Source organism: Massilia psychrophila (genome assembly GCF_002760665.1).
Taxonomy (GTDB): domain Bacteria; phylum Pseudomonadota; class Gammaproteobacteria; order Burkholderiales; family Burkholderiaceae_D; genus JAFCUW01.
In genome coordinates this window covers 66,014-86,226 of the sequence record NZ_PDOB01000001.1, presented here as the reverse complement: position 1 = coordinate 86,226, position 20,213 = coordinate 66,014, and the positions used below count along the sequence as shown (strand labels likewise).

Annotated in this window: 18 protein-coding genes; 8 read left to right on the top strand and 10 right to left on the bottom strand. The window is 64.3% G+C overall.

Annotated features, from left to right (window positions below; all coding sequences use genetic code 11):
* Positions 1-20: 20 nt before the first annotated feature.
* Positions 21-2,270, bottom strand: a complete 2,250-nt coding sequence (locus CR103_RS00370) for an LPS-assembly protein LptD (RefSeq protein ID WP_099914036.1) — start codon at positions 2,268-2,270, stop codon at positions 21-23.
* Between the two features lie 106 nt (positions 2,271-2,376).
* Here CR103_RS00370 and CR103_RS00365 point away from each other — a divergent pair, with 106 nt between their 5' ends.
* Genes CR103_RS00365 through CR103_RS00350 form a run of 4 tightly spaced genes read left to right on the top strand, consistent with a single transcriptional unit; the run spans position 2,377 to position 6,630 of the window.
* On the top strand, positions 2,377-3,432 hold the full coding sequence (locus CR103_RS00365) for an aminoglycoside phosphotransferase family protein (protein ID WP_099914035.1): 1,056 nt from the start codon (positions 2,377-2,379) through the stop codon (positions 3,430-3,432).
* 14 nt (positions 3,433-3,446) lie between these two features.
* Positions 3,447-4,166, top strand: coding sequence for an N-acetylmuramate alpha-1-phosphate uridylyltransferase MurU (murU, locus tag CR103_RS00360; protein ID WP_099914292.1), 720 nt, complete (start codon positions 3,447-3,449; stop codon positions 4,164-4,166).
* A complete protein-coding gene (gene pepP / locus CR103_RS00355; RefSeq protein ID WP_099914034.1) occupies positions 4,163-5,494 on the top strand; it encodes a Xaa-Pro aminopeptidase in 1,332 nt (443 codons plus the stop codon). Before murU ends, pepP begins: the two co-directional genes overlap by 4 nt.
* Entirely contained in the window at positions 5,491-6,630 is a 1,140-nt protein-coding gene (locus CR103_RS00350) for an FAD-dependent monooxygenase (RefSeq protein WP_099914033.1), read from the top strand. Before pepP ends, CR103_RS00350 begins: the two co-directional genes overlap by 4 nt.
* A gap of 72 nt (positions 6,631-6,702) precedes the next feature.
* Here the strand turns inward: CR103_RS00350 and CR103_RS00345 are convergent, their stop codons facing one another.
* A complete protein-coding gene (locus tag CR103_RS00345; RefSeq protein ID WP_180279224.1) occupies positions 6,703-7,743 on the bottom strand; it encodes a M20/M25/M40 family metallo-hydrolase in 1,041 nt (346 codons plus the stop codon).
* Positions 7,744-7,819: 76 nt separating this feature from the next.
* Here CR103_RS00345 and CR103_RS00340 point away from each other — a divergent pair, with 76 nt between their 5' ends.
* The gene (locus tag CR103_RS00340; RefSeq protein ID WP_188827281.1) at positions 7,820-8,755 is read left to right on the top strand and encodes a GGDEF domain-containing protein; all 936 of its coding nucleotides are present in this window, start codon (positions 7,820-7,822) and stop codon (positions 8,753-8,755) included.
* Between the two features lie 28 nt (positions 8,756-8,783).
* On the opposite strand, the gene CR103_RS00335 is transcribed toward CR103_RS00340, so the two are convergent.
* The 3 genes from CR103_RS00335 to CR103_RS00325 are packed head-to-tail and all read right to left on the bottom strand — an operon-like array spanning position 8,784 to position 11,715.
* Complete coding sequence (locus CR103_RS00335; protein WP_099914291.1) at positions 8,784-10,241, bottom strand: NAD(P)(+) transhydrogenase (Re/Si-specific) subunit beta; 1,458 nt, start codon at positions 10,239-10,241, stop codon at positions 8,784-8,786.
* A gap of 11 nt (positions 10,242-10,252) precedes the next feature.
* Positions 10,253-10,582, bottom strand: a complete 330-nt coding sequence (locus CR103_RS00330; protein ID WP_099914030.1) for an NAD(P) transhydrogenase subunit alpha part 2 — start codon at positions 10,580-10,582, stop codon at positions 10,253-10,255.
* Between the two features lie 20 nt (positions 10,583-10,602).
* Positions 10,603-11,715: a Re/Si-specific NAD(P)(+) transhydrogenase subunit alpha gene (locus CR103_RS00325; RefSeq protein WP_099914029.1), complete on the bottom strand. Its 1,113-nt coding sequence runs from the start codon at positions 11,713-11,715 to the stop codon at positions 10,603-10,605.
* Positions 11,716-11,958: 243 nt separating this feature from the next.
* On the opposite strand from CR103_RS00325, the gene CR103_RS00320 reads away from it, so the two are divergent.
* The gene (locus CR103_RS00320; protein WP_099914028.1) at positions 11,959-12,462 is read left to right on the top strand and encodes an NUDIX hydrolase; all 504 of its coding nucleotides are present in this window, start codon (positions 11,959-11,961) and stop codon (positions 12,460-12,462) included.
* Positions 12,459-13,571 (top strand): tRNA 2-thiouridine(34) synthase MnmA, encoded by a 1,113-nt coding sequence (gene mnmA, locus CR103_RS00315; protein WP_099914027.1) that lies wholly within the window; start codon positions 12,459-12,461, stop codon positions 13,569-13,571. Before CR103_RS00320 ends, mnmA begins: the two co-directional genes overlap by 4 nt.
* A gap of 289 nt (positions 13,572-13,860) precedes the next feature.
* Here mnmA and CR103_RS00310 read toward each other — a convergent pair whose 3' ends face one another.
* From CR103_RS00310 to CR103_RS00300, 3 genes are all read right to left on the bottom strand, one after another.
* Positions 13,861-14,241, bottom strand: coding sequence for a response regulator (locus tag CR103_RS00310; protein ID WP_099914026.1), 381 nt, complete (start codon positions 14,239-14,241; stop codon positions 13,861-13,863).
* Positions 14,242-14,376: 135 nt separating this feature from the next.
* Positions 14,377-15,156: a 5'-3' exonuclease gene (locus tag CR103_RS00305; RefSeq protein WP_099914025.1), complete on the bottom strand. Its 780-nt coding sequence runs from the start codon at positions 15,154-15,156 to the stop codon at positions 14,377-14,379.
* Positions 15,157-15,180: 24 nt separating this feature from the next.
* Positions 15,181-15,852: a glutathione S-transferase gene (locus CR103_RS00300; protein WP_099914024.1), complete on the bottom strand. Its 672-nt coding sequence runs from the start codon at positions 15,850-15,852 to the stop codon at positions 15,181-15,183.
* Between the two features lie 233 nt (positions 15,853-16,085).
* Here CR103_RS00300 and CR103_RS00295 point away from each other — a divergent pair, with 233 nt between their 5' ends.
* A complete protein-coding gene (locus CR103_RS00295; protein ID WP_099914023.1) occupies positions 16,086-18,008 on the top strand; it encodes a CocE/NonD family hydrolase in 1,923 nt (640 codons plus the stop codon).
* Between the two features lie 50 nt (positions 18,009-18,058).
* On the opposite strand, the gene CR103_RS00290 is transcribed toward CR103_RS00295, so the two are convergent.
* On the bottom strand, positions 18,059-18,319 hold the full coding sequence (locus CR103_RS00290; protein WP_099914022.1) for a hypothetical protein: 261 nt from the start codon (positions 18,317-18,319) through the stop codon (positions 18,059-18,061).
* Between the two features lies 1 nt (position 18,320).
* Positions 18,321-20,210, bottom strand: a complete 1,890-nt coding sequence (gene feoB / locus CR103_RS00285; protein ID WP_099914021.1) for a ferrous iron transporter B — start codon at positions 20,208-20,210, stop codon at positions 18,321-18,323.
* Positions 20,211-20,213 lie beyond the last annotated feature (3 nt).

Here is a 20,213-nt window from a genome sequence, read left to right as displayed (position 1 = left end):
CGGTCGGGCCGCTTGAATACTTAGCGGCCGCTTTCCGGATTGAGCCTGGCGTAGCCGGGAATGTTCTTGTAAAACGATTCAAGCGGGTTGCCAAGTCCGAGTTTCGACAGGCCATTCAGTTCAAGCTGGAAAAACACCGGGGTCGAGGTCGTCTGGGCCGCCGTCACGAAGCGCTGCGCGCCCATCCGGAATACCCAGCAATCGGCCTTGTATTCAAGTCCGATAAGGCTCTCGAGCACCTTGCGGTCGCGCAGCGAATAGCTGACCCGGCCAACACCGAACCAGCGCAGCGACAGCGGCCACTGGCTCGACAGATCGAGATTCTTGAAGCTGTCGCGCACGTAGCGGTATTCGGCGTTGACCACTTTTTTCGCACCTGGCTGCCAGCGCACGCCGTAGTTCGAGCTGAACACGCTGCGGTTGCTTGCATTGTATTGTAACGCGCTGTCCAGGCTCCAGTCTTCGGCGATGCGGCCGGCCGCGGCCAGCAGCACGTCGGAACGGCTCCGGTTCAGCTTGACGGTGGGGTCGAGCTGCACGCGCTCGTCGCTGAAATAGAAACGCTGTCCGAACGCCAGGCGCAAGCGTTCGGCGCCGTTCGGCTCCATGTAGCGCGACACCAGCGCCGTCGTGACCTGGTTGGCGTCGGCAACGCGGTCAGCGCCGATAAAACGGTTCTCGGTGAAGATCTGGGCGAAATTGAAGCCGGCCTCGGCGCTGTCGAAATTGGGCAACTTGCTCTGGTCGCGGTACGGCGTGCGCACGTAAAACAGGCGCGGCTCGAGCGTCTGGGTGACGGCGCGGCCGAACAGCTTGCTGTCGCGCTCGAACACCATGCCGCTGTCGAGCGACAAGGTGGGCAACACGCGGCTCTGCACATGGGCGGCGGTCCCCGGCATGCCCGGCTTGGCGGGGAGTGCATCGATGTCGTACTTGGTGGCGTGCAGCATGACCTTCGGCGTGATGAAATAGCCCGGCCGCACGAACGGATAGGACAGCTGCGGCATGACCACCGCGCGACTAGCCTGGACCAAAGTCGGATGCGAGAAGCGGGTAACCTCGGCGTCGAGCGCCCAGTCGAAACCGCCGCCGACGTCGTAGCGTCCGGCGTGAAAATTAATTTGCGGCAAGCGGTCGTACGGGCGCGGCACCGTCAGGCGTGGATCCGCCGCCGCCGCCGCCGGGTCTTGCAGCACCTGGTAATTTTGCACCCGCGCTGTCAGGCTCCAGTAGCGCGACTGGTAATCGGTGCGCAGTTCGCGCAGCAGCTGGCGCTCGGCGCTGTTGGCGACCGACTTCGAAAAATCGCTCGGATATTGATCGTCCGACGCCGCGTGCGCGAACCAGCCATACGACCAGCCCGGCGCCACCGCCTGCGAATGCTGGGAGTGCACCAGCCAGCGGTCGGTATTGGTGACGCGGTCCCCGACCAGCACTTCGGCGTGGGTTTCGCCCGAGTACGGGCCGGCGCCGGTTTCGCCGATGTAGCGCCCGGTAGCGCCCAACTGCAGGCCGCGCCGCAAGATCATGCGCGGGTACACCGTCAGGTCGCGGTTCGGCGCAATGTTAAAATAGTACGGCACCATGACCTCGCCCGACCCCTTCGAGCCGAAGCCGATCGACGGCGGCAGCCAGCCGGAACGGCGCGCGCCCGACAGCGAAAACGACATCGCCGGCGTGCCAATGATCGGCACGCCCTTGAAGTAGACAATTGTCTTGCCGGTGGTGCCGACGTCGCGCCCGGAATCGAGCTTGAGCGTGTCGGCCTTCAGGTACCAGTCGGGATTCGGCCCCTCGCAGGTGCTGTAGGTGCCGTCGGTCACCAGCGCCACTTCCTCGTTGATGAAGTCGATGCGACTGGCCTTGCCCTGCGCATTGTTCAGTTCCATCCGGTATTGCGGATTGAGCAGCCAGCCCTTGCCCGAATCGAAATTCAGCTGCAGCGCGTCGCCCTTGTAGCGGTCGCCGAAGCGCCACATGTTGACGTTGCCGCTGGCGCTCATCTGGTCCTCGACCGCCTTATAGCAGGCGGTATCGGCCGTCATGCGGGTCTGGCCCTTGATGATTTCAGCGTCGCGCGCGAGGTTCAATTCGCGATCGGGACGGCCGGTGATTTCCTCGGCGCGGATGGTAACCGGCGCGTTCGGGTCGTCGACCTTGGCCCGCTTGGGCGCGTTCTGCGCATGCAGCGGCGCCGCAGTGGCGGTAACGAGCGCACCCAGGACGTAGACCCAGGTTTGCGACGGGAAGGAGGCTGGCAACCAGCTCATGAAACGCGTGTGAACACCATTGAAGGGCGATTTATTGGGGCTAATCCCTTATTATATGGGAATCTCCACCTTCCTTCCGGATTCTACAGGCCGCTTCATGTCTTCCATGTCACCAAATACCCCCGCACCGACCTCGCCCGACGCCCGCCTGACCCAACTTACCGCTTGGCTGGACACCCTCGGCCTGGTCGAGGTCGACAGCCGTCGTCCCGCCTCGTCGGACGCCAGTTTCCGGCGCTACTTCCGGCTCGACGTGCTGGCCGCCCAGCAAGACAAGCTCGGCCTTGACCCCACCCTGATCGCGATGGATGCACCGCCCGAGCGCGAAAACGTGCCGGCCTTTATCCACGTCGCCGGCTTGCTGCAGGATGCCGGCGTCAACGTGCCGGCGATCGTCGCGCGCGACGTCGCGAACGGCTTCCTGCTGCTGTCGGACCTGGGCAGCACCACCTTTTTGCAGCGTTTGAGCATCGACAACGCCAGCAGCATGTATGCAAACGCGGTCGCTGCGCTGATCAAATTCCAGCTGCACAGCCAGCCCGGCGTGCTGCTCGACTTCGACCGCGCCTTTGTGCTGCGCGAAATGAATTTGTTCCCCGAATGGTTCGTCGGCAAGCACCTCGGCGTGACCATGACGCCGCCGCAGCAGGCCCAGCTGGACGGCGTGTTCGAGGCGATCGCCGCCAATGTGCTGGCGCAGCAGCAGGTGTTCATGCACCGCGATTTTCATTCGCGCAACCTGATGTTCATGGAGCAGAACAATCCCGGCGTGCTCGACTTCCAGGACGCCGTGTTCGGCCCCGTCACCTACGACCTTGCCTCGCTGCTGCGCGACGCCTACATCCAGTGGGACGAGGAAATCGTGCTCGACTGGGTAGTGCGCTACTGGCAGGCGGCCAAAAAAGTCGGGCTGCCGGTCAATCCCGACATCGACGCTTTTTATCGGGACTTCGAATTCATGGCCCTGCAGCGCCACTTAAAAATCCTCGGCATCTTCTGCCGCCTGAACTACCGCGACGGCAAGCCGATCTACATGGGCGACCTGCCGACCGTACTCGACTACGTGCGCAAGACCGCCAACCGCTACGCAGCCCTCAAACCACTGGTCCGCCTGCTCGACACGTTCGAGGAAAAGTCGCCGCAAGTGGGCTACACTTTTTGATGTCGGGGATTGCCATGAAAGCCATGATTTTTGCCGCCGGCCGCGGCGAGCGCATGCGTCCGCTGACCGACGCCTGCCCCAAGCCGCTGCTCAAAGTGCGCGGCCGGCCTTTGATCACCTGGCACGTGCTGAACCTGGTACGCGCCGGCATTACCGAGATCGTCATCAACCACGCCCACCTGGGCCACATGATCGAAGAAGAGCTGGGCGACGGCAGCAAATACGGCGCCCGCATTGCGTACTCGCACGAAGCGCTGGCCCTGGAAACGGCCGGTGGCATCGCCAACGCGCTGCACCTGCTGGGAGATAAGCCGTTCCTGGCGGTGTCGGGCGACATCTATTGTCCCTACTTCGACTTCGAGCAGGTCAAGGATGTTTTGCACGACAACGACGTCCTGGGCAACCCCTACCCGCCGGCAAAGCGCGACGCCTGCTGGCTGTACCTGACCCCCAACCCGTGGCACAACCCGATTGGTGACTTCGGGCTCGACATGTACACCCTGTCGAACACCGGCACGCCCAAATGGAACTTCGCCGGCATCGGCGTCTACCGCCCCGAGATGTTCGCCGACATCACGCCGGGCGAACATGCGCGCTTTTCGCCGCTGATGCGCAGGTACATCGACCTTGGCCTGGTCGGCGGCGAAGTGTATGACGGCGAGTGGGTCAACGTCGGCACCATCGCCCAGCTCGACGCGCTCAACGCGCCGCTGGTCAAACAGGCCGGCGCGTGAACCGCTATGGCGAGCGGCGCGCGCGCCTGTGCGCACAGATGCAACCGGGTGCGGTGGCGATCCTGCCGACCGCGCCGGAAGCCATGCGCAACAGCGACAGCGAATACCCCTACCGTCACGACAGCTATTTTTATTATCTGACCGGTTTTACCGAGCCCGACAGCGTGCTGGTGCTGGTTGCCGCCCAGGCCGGCCAGGCCGCGCAGGCGATCCTGTTCTGCCGCCAGAAGAGCGTCGAGCGCGAAGTCTGGGATGGCTTTCGCCATGGCCCGGACGGCGCGCGCGCCGCGTTCGGCTTCGATTTCGCCTTCCCGATCGAAGAACTCAACAAGGAGATGGCGCGCCTGCTGGCGAACGCGCCGGCGGTGTATTACGCGTTGGGCCACAGCGCCGCCCTCGACCTGCAGATGAAGACCTGGCTGCAGGCGGTGCGGTGCCAGGCGCGTAGCGGCGTCACCGCCCCCACCGTCGCTCACGATCTGCTGGTGCTGCTGGGCGAAATGCGCCTGTTTAAGGACGACTTTGAGCAGGTGCTGATGCGGCGCGCCGGCGCCATTTCCGGCGCTGCCCACCTGCGGGCGATGCGCGCATCAAAGCCCGGCATGTTCGAGTACGAAATCGAAGCCGAACTGCTGCACGAATTCCGTCGCAGCGGCGCCCAGTATCCGGCCTATACGCCGATCGTCGCCGCCGGCGCCAATGCCTGCGTGCTGCACTACAACGCCAATAACGCGCAGAGCCGCGACGGCGACCTGATCCTGATCGACGCCGGCTGCGAACTCGACAGCTACGCGTCCGACATCACCCGCACCTATCCGGTCAACGGCCGCTTTTCAACGCCGCAGCGGCTGTTGTACGACCTGGTGCTGGCCGCCCAGTCGGCCGCGCTGGCGGCGGTGCAGCCGGGCCGGCGCTACAGCGACATCCACGACAGCGCCGTGAGCGTGCTGGTGCAAGGCATGCTCGAGCTTGGGCTGCTCGACAAGACGGTCTACGGCAACGTCGACAACGCTATTGCCGAACGCGCCCACCTGCAGTTTTACATGCACGGCACCGGCCACTGGCTCGGCCTCGACGTCCACGACGTCGGCGCCTACCGCGACGTGCACGCCGAAGGCAAGCCGTCGCGCCCCCTGGCGCCCGGCATGGTGCTCACGGTCGAACCGGGCATCTACGTGCGCCCCGCCGCCGGCGTGCCGGAACAGTTCTGGAACATCGGCATCCGCATCGAGGACGACGTGCTCGTTACGCCAGGCGGCTACAGCATCTTGTCGGAGGGCGCGCCGCGGCTGGTTGCCGACATCGAAGCAGCAATGGGCCAACGATGAACAATCCTGTCGAAGTCGCCATTTGCGGCGCCGGCCCGGTCGGCATGGCGCTGGCCGTGCTGCTGGCCAGGCGCGGGGTAGCACCGGCGCGGATCGCCCTGATCGACGCCAAGCCGCTCGACCAGGCCTTGAGCGACCCGCGCTCGATTGCGTTGTCGTACGGCAGCCGGCTGCTGCTCGAGGAAGCCGGCGCCTGGCCGCTGGCGGCAACCGAGATCCACCAGGTCCACGTATCGCGCCGCGGCCACCTCGGGCGCAGCATGCTCGATCGTTTTGAACAGGACGTGCCGGCGCTCGGCTATGTTGCACGCTATGGCGACCTGGTATCGGCACTGTCGAGCGCCTGCGAGCGCGCCGGTATCGCGGCGATGCGCCCGGCACGCGTCACCGTCATGCACGAAGAGGTTGACGGCGTGACGTTGCGCCTCGACGACGGCAGCGATTTACGCGCCGCCATCGCGGTGCAGGCCGAAGGCGGCGTATTCGGCAGCCAGGAGCCGCGCGCGCTGCAGCGCGACTATTTTCAGAGCGGCTTGATTGCGCGCGTGGCAGCGAGCGCGCCGATTGCCCACCGCGCTTACGAACGATTTACCGACGAAGGCCCGCTGGCGCTGCTGCCGCAGGATGGCGCCGACGGTTTGCAGTACGCGCTGGTGTGGTGCGTGCGCACGGACGCCGCCGCCGGCCTGCTGGCGCTGGACGACACCGCCTTCCTCGCCCGGCTTGGCGATGCCTTCGGCGGACGGCTCGGGCGTTTTACCCGCACCTCCAGCCGCGCCGCGTATCCGCTCGGCCTGAACGCCGAGCCGCGCGCCACCAGCCGCACGGTGGCGATCGGCAATGCGGCCCAGACCTTGCATCCGGTCGCCGGCCAGGGACTGAACCTCGGCCTGCGCGACGCCTTTGTGCTGGCCCGCCTGCTGTCGCGCGAAGCCACGCCTGAAACCCTGCTCGCTTTCGACGCCGGGCGCCAGGCCGACCGCAAGCTCACCGTCGGCCTGACCGACGCGATGGCGCGCGCCTTTGCCGGCACCGGGCCGGCGCAAACCCTGCTCGGCCTGTCGCTCGGCGCGCTCGACGTCGTCAAGCCGGCGCGCATGCTGCTGGCGGAGCTGATGATGTTCGGCCGGCGCTGATGATGGTCGTCCCCGCTGTGCGAGGACGACGTTTAACCACTCTTCTGTCGCAACGGTGGCGCTTGACCCGCCCTACTTCAAACCAGCATCCAGCGTCGCCGCCACATCCACCAGCAAATTCGCTACGCCCGTAAAAAACCCCTGGTTGATATTTTCAAAGGTGTCGCTCGGCGCGTGGTAATCGGCATGGTCCTCGACGCCAAAATACAGGAACGGCACGCCGGCCTCGTGGAACGGCCCGTGATCGGAGGAGCCGGTCCAGTCTTCGACGGCGCCGGCCAGCAGTGGCGAGCGGTCGTGGCCGAGCTTGACGGCGACGCTGCTGCGGGCAGCGGCCTGCGCCACCAGCGGCGTCAAGGCCGGCGTGTAGCTGGTACCGGCCACGTAGATCTGGTTACTGTCGTTGTGGCTGACCATGTCGAGGTTCAGGTTCAACGCCAGCTGCGCTTTCGGGAACGGCAGGGCGGCGAGAAAGGCGCGCGCGCCCTGTAATCCCAGCTCTTCGCCGTCGAACGCGGCGAACACGATCGAATGGCGCGGCGGATGGTCCTTGAACCACGCCGCGATCGCCAGCATCGCCGCCACGCCGGACGCATTGTCGTCGGCGCCGGGATACAGTTTGCCTTCCATGATGCCGAGGTGGTCGTAGTGCGCCGAGACGACGATGAAGCGTTCGGCGCTGGTGCCGCCAGCGCTGCCAGGGATGTAGCCAACGTAGTTCACAGCTGATGGATACGCGCTCGTGTACGGCCGCCCCGGCGTGATCAGCGCCGCGATGCTGTGGCGGGTGAAGCCGAACGGCTTGGCATATGCGGCGCCGAACGGCTTGAGCCCGAGTGCTTCGAAGCGGCTTTGCAGGAATGCCTGGGCCTTGCGGCTGCCATCGCTGCCGGTGCGGCGCCCGCCAAATTCGTCGGAAGCGAGGATGCGCACGTCGTCCAGCAGGCGCGCGCTGTCGACCTTCGGCGCCAGCGCGTCGGCGGCCGCTGTCGACGGCAGCGCGGGCGCGATACGCGCCAGCTCGAGCCTGCTTGCGACAACGAAATACGCGCCACATATAGCCAGCAGCACGGCCAACAGCGCCGCCACCGCCAGCAAACGGGAAGTCTTCATATCGGGTCCGGAAATGGTTACTATCAATCCGGAGCATAGCAAATGTAACGTGTCGGTGCGACAATACTCTTCCATAATGGGAATCGAAAAGCAGATCATGAACAAGGACTTGCCATCGACGCTGTTCGGGCGCGTGCTCGACGGCTCGCTCGACGCCGCCCTCATCATCGACCAGGACAGCAGGATTGGCTACCTGAACGCGGCGATGCTGGCACTGTCGGGCTACACGCGGGACGAGTTGATCGGCCAGCCGCTGGACGGCCTGCTGCCCGACGGGATGGCATCCCAACACCGTCGCTACGTGCACGACTACGTCAGCACCGGCGCCATCTCGGCCGTGCTGGGCCACGTGCGCGAGTTCGAATTGCGCGAGCGCGGCGGCGCCATGATCCCGATCGAATTAAAGGCGCTCGACCTCGGCGTCGAGGACAGCGTCCAATATTTCGGCGCCTTCCTGGTCGACCTGCGGCAGCGCCGCGCCGAGCAGGAGAAAACTGCGGCGCTGCTGGCCCAGCTCGAACAGGAAGCAATGACCGATCCGCTGACGGCGCTGCCGAACCGGCGCGCCTACGACGCCGAACTGGCGCGGGTCGCTGCCCGCAGCCGCCGCAACAAGTCGCCAATCTCGGTGGGCGTGGCCGACATCGACCATTTCAAGAACGTCAACGACACCTACGGCCACCCGGTCGGCGACGTCGTGCTGTGCGAGGTCAGCAAGGCGATCGAGCGGGCCGCGCGCGGCACCGATTTCGTCGCCCGCACCGGCGGCGAGGAATTCGGCATGCTGCTTCCCGACACCGCCATCGAGATGGCCGGCGTGGTTGCCGAGCGCATGCGCAAGGCGGTCGAAGAAACCAGCGTGACGACGCCTGACGGCGCCTGCATCCGGGTGACGATCAGCATCGGCCTGGCGCCGCTGGCGCCAGATGCTGCGCCCGACGCGGCGCTGGCCAGCGCCGACGCGGCGCTGTACCAGGCCAAGAACCAGGGGCGTAACCGGGTCGTCAGTTAAGGTTGCGACGATCTACTGGCGAGAAGATCTAATCGACCGCCTTGACCATCGCCTCGATCACTTTCTTGGCGTCGCCGAACACCATCATGGTGTTCGGCTGGTAGAACAGGTCGTTGTCCAGGCCCGCGTAACCGGAGGCCATCGAGCGCTTGTTGACGATGATGCTCTTGGCCCGGTACGCCTCCAGGATCGGCATGCCGGCAATCGCCGATTTCGGATCCTTGGCCGCCGGATTGACGACGTCGTTGGCGCCCAGCACCAGCACCACGTCGGTCTGGCCGAATTCGCCATTGATGTCTTCCATCTCGAACACCTGGTCGTACGGCACCTCGGCTTCGGCCAGCAGCACGTTCATGTGGCCCGGCATGCGCCCCGCCACCGGGTGGATCGCGTATTTGACGATCACGCCCTTGTGGGTGAGTTTTTCAACCAGTTCCTTCAGGGCATGCTGGGCGCGCGCCACCGCCAGGCCGTAGCCGGGGACGATGATCACGGTTTCGGCGTTGCTCATGATGAAGGCCGCATCTTCGGCCGAGCCGGCCTTGTGCGGTTTCTGTTCCTGCGCGCCGCCGACAGCATCGACCGGTGCGCCGCCGAAGCCGCCCAGGATCACGTTGAAGAACGAACGGTTCATCGCCTTGCACATGATGTACGACAGGATCGCGCCGGAGGACCCCACCAGCGAGCCGGCGATGATCAGCATCGAGTTATTCAGCGAAAACCCGATGCCGGCGGCAGCCCAACCGGAATAACTGTTAAGCATCGACACCACCACCGGCATGTCGGCGCCGCCGATCGGGATGATGATCAGCACGCCCAGGATAAAAGCGAGCACGGTCATGATGATGAACGGAGTCCAGGCCGGCGCCACGCCGTCGGCGAAGCAAAATACCAGTCCCAGCACGATGATGGCGATCGCCACCACCAGGTTGACGATGTGCTGGCCGGGGAAGCTGACCGGCGCGCCCTGGAACAGGCGGAACTTGTATTTGCCCGACAGCTTGCCGAAGGCAATGACGGAACCGGAGAACGTCAGCGCGCCCACAAAAGTACCGATGAACAGTTCGAGCCGGTTACCGAACGGCAGCGCCGTTTCGCGCGTGGCGATGTTGAACGCCCAGGGTTCGGACACCGCGGCGATCGCGATGCAGACGGCCGCCAGGCCGATCAGCGAGTGCATTGCCGCGACCAGTTCCGGCATCTTCGTCATCTCGACTTTTTTCGCCGCATAGGTGCCGATCGCGCCGCCGACCACGACGCCGCCGATCACCAGACCAAAACCCATGCCGCCGGTCGTTGCCGCCTGCGAATTGAGCTTGAAGATCAGCGCCACGGTGGTGACGGCGGCAATCGCCATCCCGCCCATGCCGAAGGCGTTGCCGGTCCTTGCCGTCGACGGCGACGACAGGCCCTTCAACGCCTGGATGAAGCAGACCGACGCGATCAGGTACATCATCGTGACCAGGTTCATGCTCACTAAATTCATGATCGAATTGTTCATGCCTTCTCTCCCGCATTGAGCGCGGCCAGCTTGGCCTTCGGTTCCTTCTTCTTGAACATCTCCAGCATGCGCTGGGTGACCAAGAAGCCGCCGAACACATTGACCGCCGCCAGCGCCACCGCCAAGGTGCCTGCGACCTGGCCGACAATGCCTTCGGTCAGGCCCGCCGCCAGCATGGCGCCGACGATGATGATCGCCGAAATGGCGTTGGTGACCGCCATCAGCGGCGTATGCAGCGCCGGGGTGACGGTCCATACCACGTGGTAGCCGACGTAAATGGCCAGCACGAAGATGATGAGATTGATGACTGTGTGACTGATTTCCACTGTTTCCTCCTTATTTCGAATTATTTGCGCAGCACTTCGCCGCCCGAGCAGATCAGCGACGCTTTCAGAATGTCGTCTTCGCGGTCGATCACCAGCTGGTCGTCCTTGTCGATGATCAGCTTGAGGAAATCGAGCACGTTGCGCGCGTATAGCGCCGACGCATCGGCCGCCACCAGGGTGGCGAGATCGGGCTCGCCGACGATGTAGACGCCGTGCTTGAGCACCGTCTTGTTCATTTCCGACAACGGGCAATTGCCGCCTTGCGAGACGGCCAGGTCGACGATCACCGAGCCGGGCTTCATCGCTTTAACCGTCTCTTCCGAGATCAGCACCGGCGCCGGGCGGCCCGGGATCAGCGCGGTGGTGATGATGATGTCGGCCAGCTTGGCGCGTTCGTGCACCAGTTCGGCCTGGCGCCGCATCCAGTCGGCCGGCATGGCGCGCGCATAGCCGCCCGCGCCCTTGGCGATTTCGCGCTCTTCGTCCGTGATGAACGGCACGTCGATGAACTTGGCGCCGAGCGACTCGACCTGCTCTTTTACCGGCGGGCGCACGTCGGACGCTTCGATCACCGCGCCCAGCCTTTTTGCGGTAGCGATGGCCTGCAATCCGGCGACGCCGACGCCCATCACCAGCACGCGCGCGGCCTTGACGGTGCCGGCCGCGGTCATCAGCATCGGCATGAAGCGCTGGTAGGTATTGGCCGCCACCATCACCGCCTTGTAGCCGGCGATGTTGGCCTGCGACGACAGCACGTCCATCGACTGCGCGCGCGTGATGCGCGGCACCGCTTCCAGCGCGAACGCCTGCAGGTTGCTTGCAGCCATCGCGGCGGTATTGGCGGCGTCGAAGGGATTGAGCATACCGATCAGGACCGCCGCGCTTTTCATCAGGGCGCGTTCGGCATCCACCGGGGCGCGCACCTTAAGCACGACGTCGCAGCCGAATGCGTCCGCGGCGCTGCCAATGGTGGCGCCGGCGGCCACATAGGCCTCGTCGATGATGGACGCCTGCAGGCCGGCGCCCGATTGCACGATGACCTGGTGCTTGGCGGCGAGCTTCTTGACTGTCTCTGGCGTTGCAGCGACGCGGGTTTCCCCCGGCCGCGTTTCGGCCGGTATGCCTATTCTCATAAAAATGCCTCCTGATTATTAAACTGGCTATAATATTACACGGAAAATATGTAAAATCTAGCTTACGCCAAATATTGTGTCGAATAATCGACGGCGGAGTGTCCACATTGCGCCCAAGCCCGGATCGTTAAAAAGCTGTCTCAGGTCAATGAAATATTGGCGTGTTTCGGCGTCGCCAAGTTGTACGGACGGGCGCGGCGGGCACGGCCAAGGTAGAATGTCGGCTCTATTTGAAAGCCGCCCATGCCAAATACCTGGAAACCATCGGTTACTGTCGCCGCCGTCATCGAGCGCGACGGCTATTTTTTGCTGGTCGAGGAGGAAACCAGCGACGGCGTGAGGCTGAACCAGCCGGCCGGTCATCTCGACCCGCACGAGTCGCTCGAGCAGGCAGTGGTGCGCGAAGTGCTCGAAGAGACCGCCCACGACTTTACCCCAAGCGCGCTGGTCGGCATGTACATGTCGCGCTACCGCTCCAAGCGGCGCAGCATCGACGTGACGTACCTGCGCTTCACTTTCTGCGGCAGCGCCGGCCGTGAACACGATCAGCCGCTCGATCAAGGCATCATCCGCAGCCTGTGGATGACGCGCGACGAGATCGCCGCCTGCCAGGAGCGCCACCGCAGCCCGATCGTGCTGCGCTGCGTCGACGATTACCTGGCCGGCATACGGGCGCCCCTGGCCCTGCTGCACACGCACGCCTCGGTGTTCGAGGGCGCTCTGACGCTCGATACGGAAGCATCATGAGCCGCAAAAAAGTCGTGATCGGAATGTCGGGCGGTGTCGATTCCTCGGTGGCGGCGTGGATGCTGAAGGAACAAGGCTATGAAGTGATCGGCCTGTTCATGAAAAACTGGGAAGACGACGACGACTCCGAATTCTGCTCGTCGCGCCAGGACTGGATCGACGCGGCCAGCGTGGCCGACGTCGTCGGGGTCGACATCGAAGCGGTCAATTTCGCCGCCGAGTACAAGGACCGCGTGTTCGCCGAGTTCCTGCGCGAGTACCAGGCCGGGCGCACGCCGAACCCGGATGTGCTGTGCAATGCCGAAATCAAGTTCAAGGCTTTTCTCGACCATGCGATGCACCTGGGCGCCGACCTGATCGCCACCGGCCACTATGCGCGCGTGCGCCAGCAACCAAGTGACGGCAAGTTCGAATTGCTGAAAGCGGTCGACGCGACCAAGGACCAGAGCTACTTCCTGCACCGGCTGAACCAGGCGCAGTTGTCGAAGACGCTGTTCCCGCTCGGCGAAATCGCGAAAACCGAGGTGCGCAAGCTGGCCGAAAAGCTGGCCCTGCCGAACGCGGCGAAAAAGGATTCGACCGGCATCTGCTTCATCGGCGAGCGCCCGTTCCGCGATTTCCTGAACCGCTATTTGTCGTACCAGCCGGGACCGATGAAAACCGACGACGGCAAGACGGTCGGCCAGCACGTCGGCCTGTCGTTCTACACGCTGGGCCAGCGCAAGGGCATCGGCATCGGCGGGCTCAAGGCGCACCGCAACGCCGACGGCACCAGCGAACCGTGGTTCGTCGCCCGCAAGGACATCGACAACAACACCTTGTACATCGTGCAGGGACACGACCACCCGTGGCTGCTGTCGTCGTCGCTGGCCACGGCCCAGGCCAGCTGGGTGGCCGGCACGGCGCCGCCAGCGCGCATGCTGGCCGCCAAGACGCGCTACCGCCAGGCCGACGTCGAATGCGGATTGGTGCCGAACGGCGACGACCGCTTCGAGCTGCGCTTTACCGACCCGCAGTGGGCGGTGACGCCGGGGCAATCGGCGGTGCTGTACGACGGCGACGTGTGCCTGGGCGGCGGGATTATCGACAGTTCGATACCGGTCCGATAGCGACGTCGCCCTCGCGCACGAGGGTGTCGCAAAACGTCGCTGAACTCTAGAACCGTCGTCCCCGCGCACGCGGGGACCCAGTTTGCACGATAAGCTGATCAACTTTTGACGGACGACGCCGGGCGTTGTCGCTGTTCCCAAAAAATTGGGTCCCCGCATGCGCGAGGACGACGTGGCAATTGCGGCCACTCGACGTTTTGCGACACCTTTGCACGCGGGGACCCAAGCGCGCAGCCGGTCAATGAAGTCAAGCGGCCATTTAGCTTTTTGACGAAATGACTTTGCGATTTTAGCCTTGCTGTTTCCTGATCATTGCCAGCACGGTATTGCGGATCGTCTTCAGCACCGCGTCGGCCTTGAACGGCTTGACGATGAAGCCTTGCACGCCGCTCGCCATCGCCGCCTGCACGATTGGTGCGTCGATCGCACCGGCGAGCATGAAAATGAGGGTCTTGGGAAAGGTCGCGCGAATCTGCGCGACGACCTGCTCGCCGTCCTCCATCTGCTCGCGTGCGATGCAGATGAAATGCGGATAAAATTTCTGCGCCAGCGCGAACCCCTTGCTGCTGGTGTGCGCCAGCCCGACCACCTCGTAGCCGCCTTCCGTCAACACTGTATTCAACACGCCGCGCGCGATTGCGCTGCCGTCGACGATCACTGCCTTTAACATGACCCGCCTTTTTTCCCGTTCGTCGCCTGCCGTTCCCGCCACGCCGTCAGTTCAAGCCGATAGCGCTCCAACGCCTCTTCATACAAGTCGAGCGCGCGCGCGGGGCCGGATCGTCGTCAACGTTGTTGGAACGGCTCATACAAAGTGCGCATACGCCAGCATCTTCCACGTCACGCCCAGCTGGACGTCGGTTTTCAGCCGCACCAGCTGGCGCGACAAGGCCAGTGTCTCACGCTCGGCGCGCAGCCTTTCGCCGATCGGCGTTTTTAAAATGCCGGCGCCGGCCATCACCGCGTCGACGTCGCCGTAGGCATTGAGCAGCTTGGCCGCGGTTTTCATGCCGACCTTCGACACGCCCGGCACGCCGTCGGTGACGTCGCCCATCAAAGCGAGCAGGTCCACCAGCAATTCGGGTGCCACGCCGAACTTGTTGCGCACCCAGGCGTCGTCGTGCCACTCGCTCTTGAAGTGGTCCCACACCAGAGCGCCGTGCGCGATCAGGCCGTGCAGGTCCTTGTCGGTGGTGGCGATGATGGCCTCGCCGCGGCCTTCCGACAGCCAGCGCATCACGCCGGTGGCAATCACGTCGTCGGCCTCGACGCCGGGCACCATCAGCACGTGCAGGCCTTCGCCTTCGAGCCTGGCATAGAACGACGGCAGCGCCTCACGCAAAAACGACGGCATCGGCGCGCGCTGCTCGCGGTAGCGTGAATACAGCGCATGGCGCCAGGTAGGGCCGCCGAAATCGAAGGCCGGCAGCACGTGGGTCGGCCCATGCGCGGCGAGCAGCTTGCGAAACGACGACAGCGCATGGCGCAGCGCGACGTCGGCTTTTTCAGGCGAATCGGGTTCGGGCGACGCTTCGTACACGCGCCGCACGATGTTGAGGCCGTCGATGGCGAGCAGTTTGCCCATCCGGTTTTCCTTATCTATGCTTGTTTATTTTGCAAAATCGTACTTGCCGCCGCGCTCCAGCGCGCGCACGTAGGCGGGACGCGCGTGGATATGGTCGAGAAAGGCGATGAGCTTCGGATGGTTGTCGCCAAGGCCGCCGCGCGCGCTTGCCGCTTCCAGCACGAAGCTGACCTGAATGTCGGCGGCGCTGAAGTCGTCGCCGGCGAACCATTGCGCCTTGCCCAGCTGCGCTTCCATGTAATCGAGGTGCAGTTTGATTTGCGGCGAGACGTAACTGCCCTTGACCTTTTGCGCGATTGCGCGCGCGATCGGCTTGACGAAGAACGGCATCGGCGACGTTTCGACCTTGTCGAACACCAGTTTCAACAGCAGCGGCGTCATCGCCGATCCTTCGGCGTAATGCAAAAAATACGTATAGCGCAGTTTGTCCGGCGTGCCGGCGGCCGGCGCCAGGCGGCCGTTACCATAACGCTCGAGCAGGTATTCGATGATGGCACCCGATTCGGCCACCGTCGCATCGCCATCGGTAATCACGGGCGACTTGCCGAGCGGATGAATGGCGCGCAGTTCAAGCGGCGCCAGCATTGTTTTCGGGTCGCGCTGGTACTTGCGGATCTCGTATTCCAGGCCCAGTTCTTCAAGCAGCCAGAGGATGCGCTGGGAGCGCGAATTGTTGAGGTGGTGGACAACGATCATCGTCAGCTTTCGCCTGTGGGGAATGGCTGCCAGCTTAGCATTGTTGACACGGTTTTGCCCAGCGTCAGGGCAGGCTACGGCTGCCGCCCGTGTTCGGACTGTATTGGCCGATTGCGCAGGCCGAGTCGTTCCGTCCGCTGACGTAAACAGGCAACACCGTTGCCCGGCGATTGCCTGCGGCGGCGGCGTCCGCTACTATGCAGCCCAACCAATCGCTTTCTGTGGAGAAATCAATGTCCCGCCGAATCACGCTTTCGCTGCCCTCGCTTTCGCTCGTCCTGATGGCGCTGCACGCGCCCGCCTCTTCACAGGCCCAGACCGCCGCCATGGCGCCGGACATCCCGAGCGCCAAGTTCGAAGCGCTCATGCCTGGTGCCGACTACGTCAAGCAAGTCGTGATGATCCCGATGCGCGACGGCGTCAAGTTGTACACCGTGATCGTGCTGCCCAAAAATGCTTTGCACGCGCCGATGATGCTGACCCGTACGCCGTACAACGCCGCCAAGCGCGCCGCGCGCAACAAAAGCCCGCACATGGCGTCGATGCTGCCCGAAGGCGACGACAATTTTGTGGCCGCCGGCTACATCCGCGTGTTCCAGGACGTGCGCGGCAAGCACGGCTCGGAAGGCGATTACGTGATGACGCGCCCGATCCGCGGCCCTCTCAACGATACCAAAGTCGACCACGCCACCGACGCCTACGACACCATCGACTGGCTGGTCAAGAACGTCAAGCAAAGTAACGGCAAGGTCGGCATGGTCGGCTCGTCCTACGAAGGCTTCACCGTGCTGATGGCGCTGGCCGACCCGCACCCGGCGCTGAAAGCGGCCGTGCCAATGAGCCCGATGGTCGACGGCTGGCGCGGCGACGACTGGTTTCATAACGGTGCTTTCCGCACCAACAATTTCGACTACATCGGCGGCCAGACCGCCGCGCGCGGCGAAGGCGCCCCGCTCGCCACCGGCACCTACGACGACTACGAGTCGATGCTCAAAGCCGGCTCGATGGCGGACTTCGCCAGCAAATTCGGCGTCGACCAGCTCAATTTCTCAAAAAAGATTTTCGAGCATCCGGCCTACGACAGCTTCTGGCAGGAACAGGCGCTCGACCGCATCCTGGCGAGCCGGCCCCTGACGGTGCCGACCATGACGGTGGTCGGGCGCTGGGACCAGGAAGACATCTACGGCGCCTACGCCAGCTATGACGCGCTTGAACCGAAGGACAAGCTGAACAAGCTGAACTACCTGGTGGTCGGGCCGTGGCGCCACAGCGGCGTCAACTACAACGGTTCCAGCCTGGGCGCGCTCAAATTCACCGGCGACACCGCGGCGCAATTTCGCCGCGACGTCATGCAGCCGTTCTTCGACCAGTACCTCATGGACAGCGCGCCGCAGGCCGACACGCCGCCGGTGTTCTCGTACCAGACCGGCACCAACAAGTGGCAGCGCCTGGCCAAGTGGCCGCTGGCCGCGGCCAGCACGCCGATCTACCTGAAGGACGGTTTCGGTCTCGGCTTCGACCAGCCGGCGGGCGCCGCCCAGTTCGACGAATACGTCGCCGATCCGGCCAAGCCGGTGCCGTTCGTGCAGCGCCCGGTGCGCATGGCCGATAGCGCGGTGTGGAAGCCGTGGCTGGTGGCCGACCAGCGCGGCTACTCCAACCGCACCGACGTGCTGACCTACGTTACCGAGCCGCTGCGCGCGCCGCTGCAGATTTCCGGCCAGCCGATGGTCAACCTGTTCGCCTCGACCAGCGGCACCGACGCCGACTGGGTGGTCAAGCTGATCGACGTCTATCCGGACGAAGTGGCGTCGCAGCCGGAACTGGGCGGCTACCAGCTCGGCATTGCGATGGAGATCTTCCGCGGCCGCTACCGCCAGGGACTCGACAAGGCGGTCGCGATTTCCGCCGGCAAGGTCGAAAACTACCGCTTCGCGCTGCCGAACGCCGACCACGTATTCCTGCCCGGCCACCGCGTGATGGTGCAAATCCAGTCGAGCTGGTTCCCGCTGTATGACCGCAATCCGCAAACCTTCGTGCCGAATATTTTCTTTGCCAAGCCGGGCGACTACCGCAAGGCGACCCAGCGCGTTTATCACGCGCCTGGCATGGCATCGACGATCGAACTGCCAGTGGTGGGAAAAGCCGGGCTGTAGGCGTCGTCGTCGGAGCGCTCCCTAGACTCAATGCATGGGCGCGCGCACCCTCAGCGCCGAACGATCCTGATAACATTCGGGTTCGCATTCGACTCCGGCTTCGCACACGCCTTGCACCCGTCGTTACCACTGCCGCACCCACTGCCGCAACTTGCCCCCGTACCCAGCAAGCGCGCCATCTGCGCCTGGCTGACGCCGCGCGCCGTAAAAAAATACACCAGCTTCGTGCGCCAGGTCAGCGGAGAATATGTGCGCATCACGTACAGCGCTGCCAAGCCAACGATGAGCGCCACGATCGCATTCTGGATCATCTCAGCCTCCCATCGACAGCGCGACGCGGTAGGTGATGAACGAGGCGATATACGCCAGCGCGAACATGTAGAACGCCATGATCAGCGGCCAGCGCATGCCGCCGGTTTCGCGCTTGACCACCGACAGCGTCGACAGGCACTGTGGCGCGAACACGTACCACGCCAGCAGCGACAGCGCGGTGGCCAAGGTCCACGACTGGGCGATGATGGGCGTGAGCGAACTGGCCAGTGCCTCGCCGCTTTGCGACAGCGCGTACACCGTGCCGAGGGCGCCGACCGCCACTTCGCGCGCGGCCATGCCCGGCACCAGCGCGATGCAGATCTGCCAGCCGAAACCGATCGGCTCGAAAATGACGGCCATGCCGCGCCCGATCATGCCGGCGATGCTGTAATAAATGGCCGGATGGGTGGCGCCTTCGGGCGCGCCGGGAAAACTCGACAAAAACCACACCAGCACCATCAGGGTCAGGATGATCGTGCCGACCCGGGTCAGGAAGATTTTTGCACGCTCCCACAGTCCCAGCGCCAGGTTATGCAGGTGCGGCCAATGGTAGCTTGGCAGCTCCATCATCAGCGGCTGCTGCGCACTTGAGCCCATAATGCGCTTGAAGACCCAGGCCACCGCCATCGCGCTGGCGATGCCGGCAAAATACAGCGCGAACAGCACCAGTCCCTGCAGGTTCATGAAGCCGCCGACGTCGCGGTTTGGGATGAAGGCGGCGATGATCAGCGCGTACACCGGCAGGCGCGCCGAACACGTCATCAAGGGCGCGATCATGATGGTGACGAGCCGGTCGCGCCGATTCTGGATCGTGCGGGCGGCCATGATGCCGGGGATGGCGCAGGCAAAGCTCGACAGCAGCGGAATGAAGGCGCGCCCCGACAACCCGACGCCGCCCATCAGGCGGTCGAGCAAAAAGGCGGCGCGCGGCAGGTAGCCGCAGTCTTCCAGTGCCAGAATAAAGAAAAACAAAATGAGAATCTGTGGCAGGAACACCAGCACGCTGCCGACGCCGCCCAGGATGCCTTCGACCAGCAGGCTGCGCAGCATGCCGTCGCCCATGTAGGCACCTAACCATTGGCCGACGCCGTCGACACCGCCCTTGATCATTTCCATCGGCAGCGCGGCCCAGCTGAACACGGCCTGGAACACCAGGAACATCAGCGCGGCGAGCAGGATCGGCCCGACGATCGGGTGCAGCACGACCTGGTCGATTTTCTCGGTGAGGTTGCCGGTATCGTTGGCGTGGCTGGTGCAGGCGTCCAGGATGCGCCGCACTTCGTGCTGGGTGTCTTCGACCGAAATGGCGTCGATGGCCGACAGCGCGTTCGAGGTGCGCGGCGCTTCGTCGGGCATCTGGTCGAGCGCGCGCAGCAGGGATTTCTCGCCGCCGCTTTGCACTGCCACGGTTTCCACCACCGGCATGCCCAGTTCGGCGGCAAGCTTGTCGGCATCGATGACGATGCCGCGTTTTTTCGCGACGTCGACCATGTTCAGCGCCAGCACCATCGGCAGGCCGAGGCGCTGCACTTCGAGCACCAGCCGCAGATTCAGGCGCAGGTTGGTGGCGTTGACGACGCAGACGACGGCGTCGGGCGCCTGTTCGCCGGCGCGTAGACCAGCCACGACGTCGCGCGTAATGGCTTCATCGGGAGTGTGGGCGGCCAGGCTGTAGGCGCCCGGCAGATCGAGCAGGCGAAAGCTGCGCCCGGCCGGCGAGCTGAAGCTGCCTTCCTTGCGTTCAACGGTGACGCCGGCGTAATTGGCGACCTTCTGGCGCGCGCCGGTAAGGCGGTTGAACAGGGCGGTCTTGCCGCAGTTCGGATTGCCAAGCAGCGCGACCAGCGGCGTGCGGGCGCGGGCTTGTATCTTCCGCTCTACAGCACCCATGGT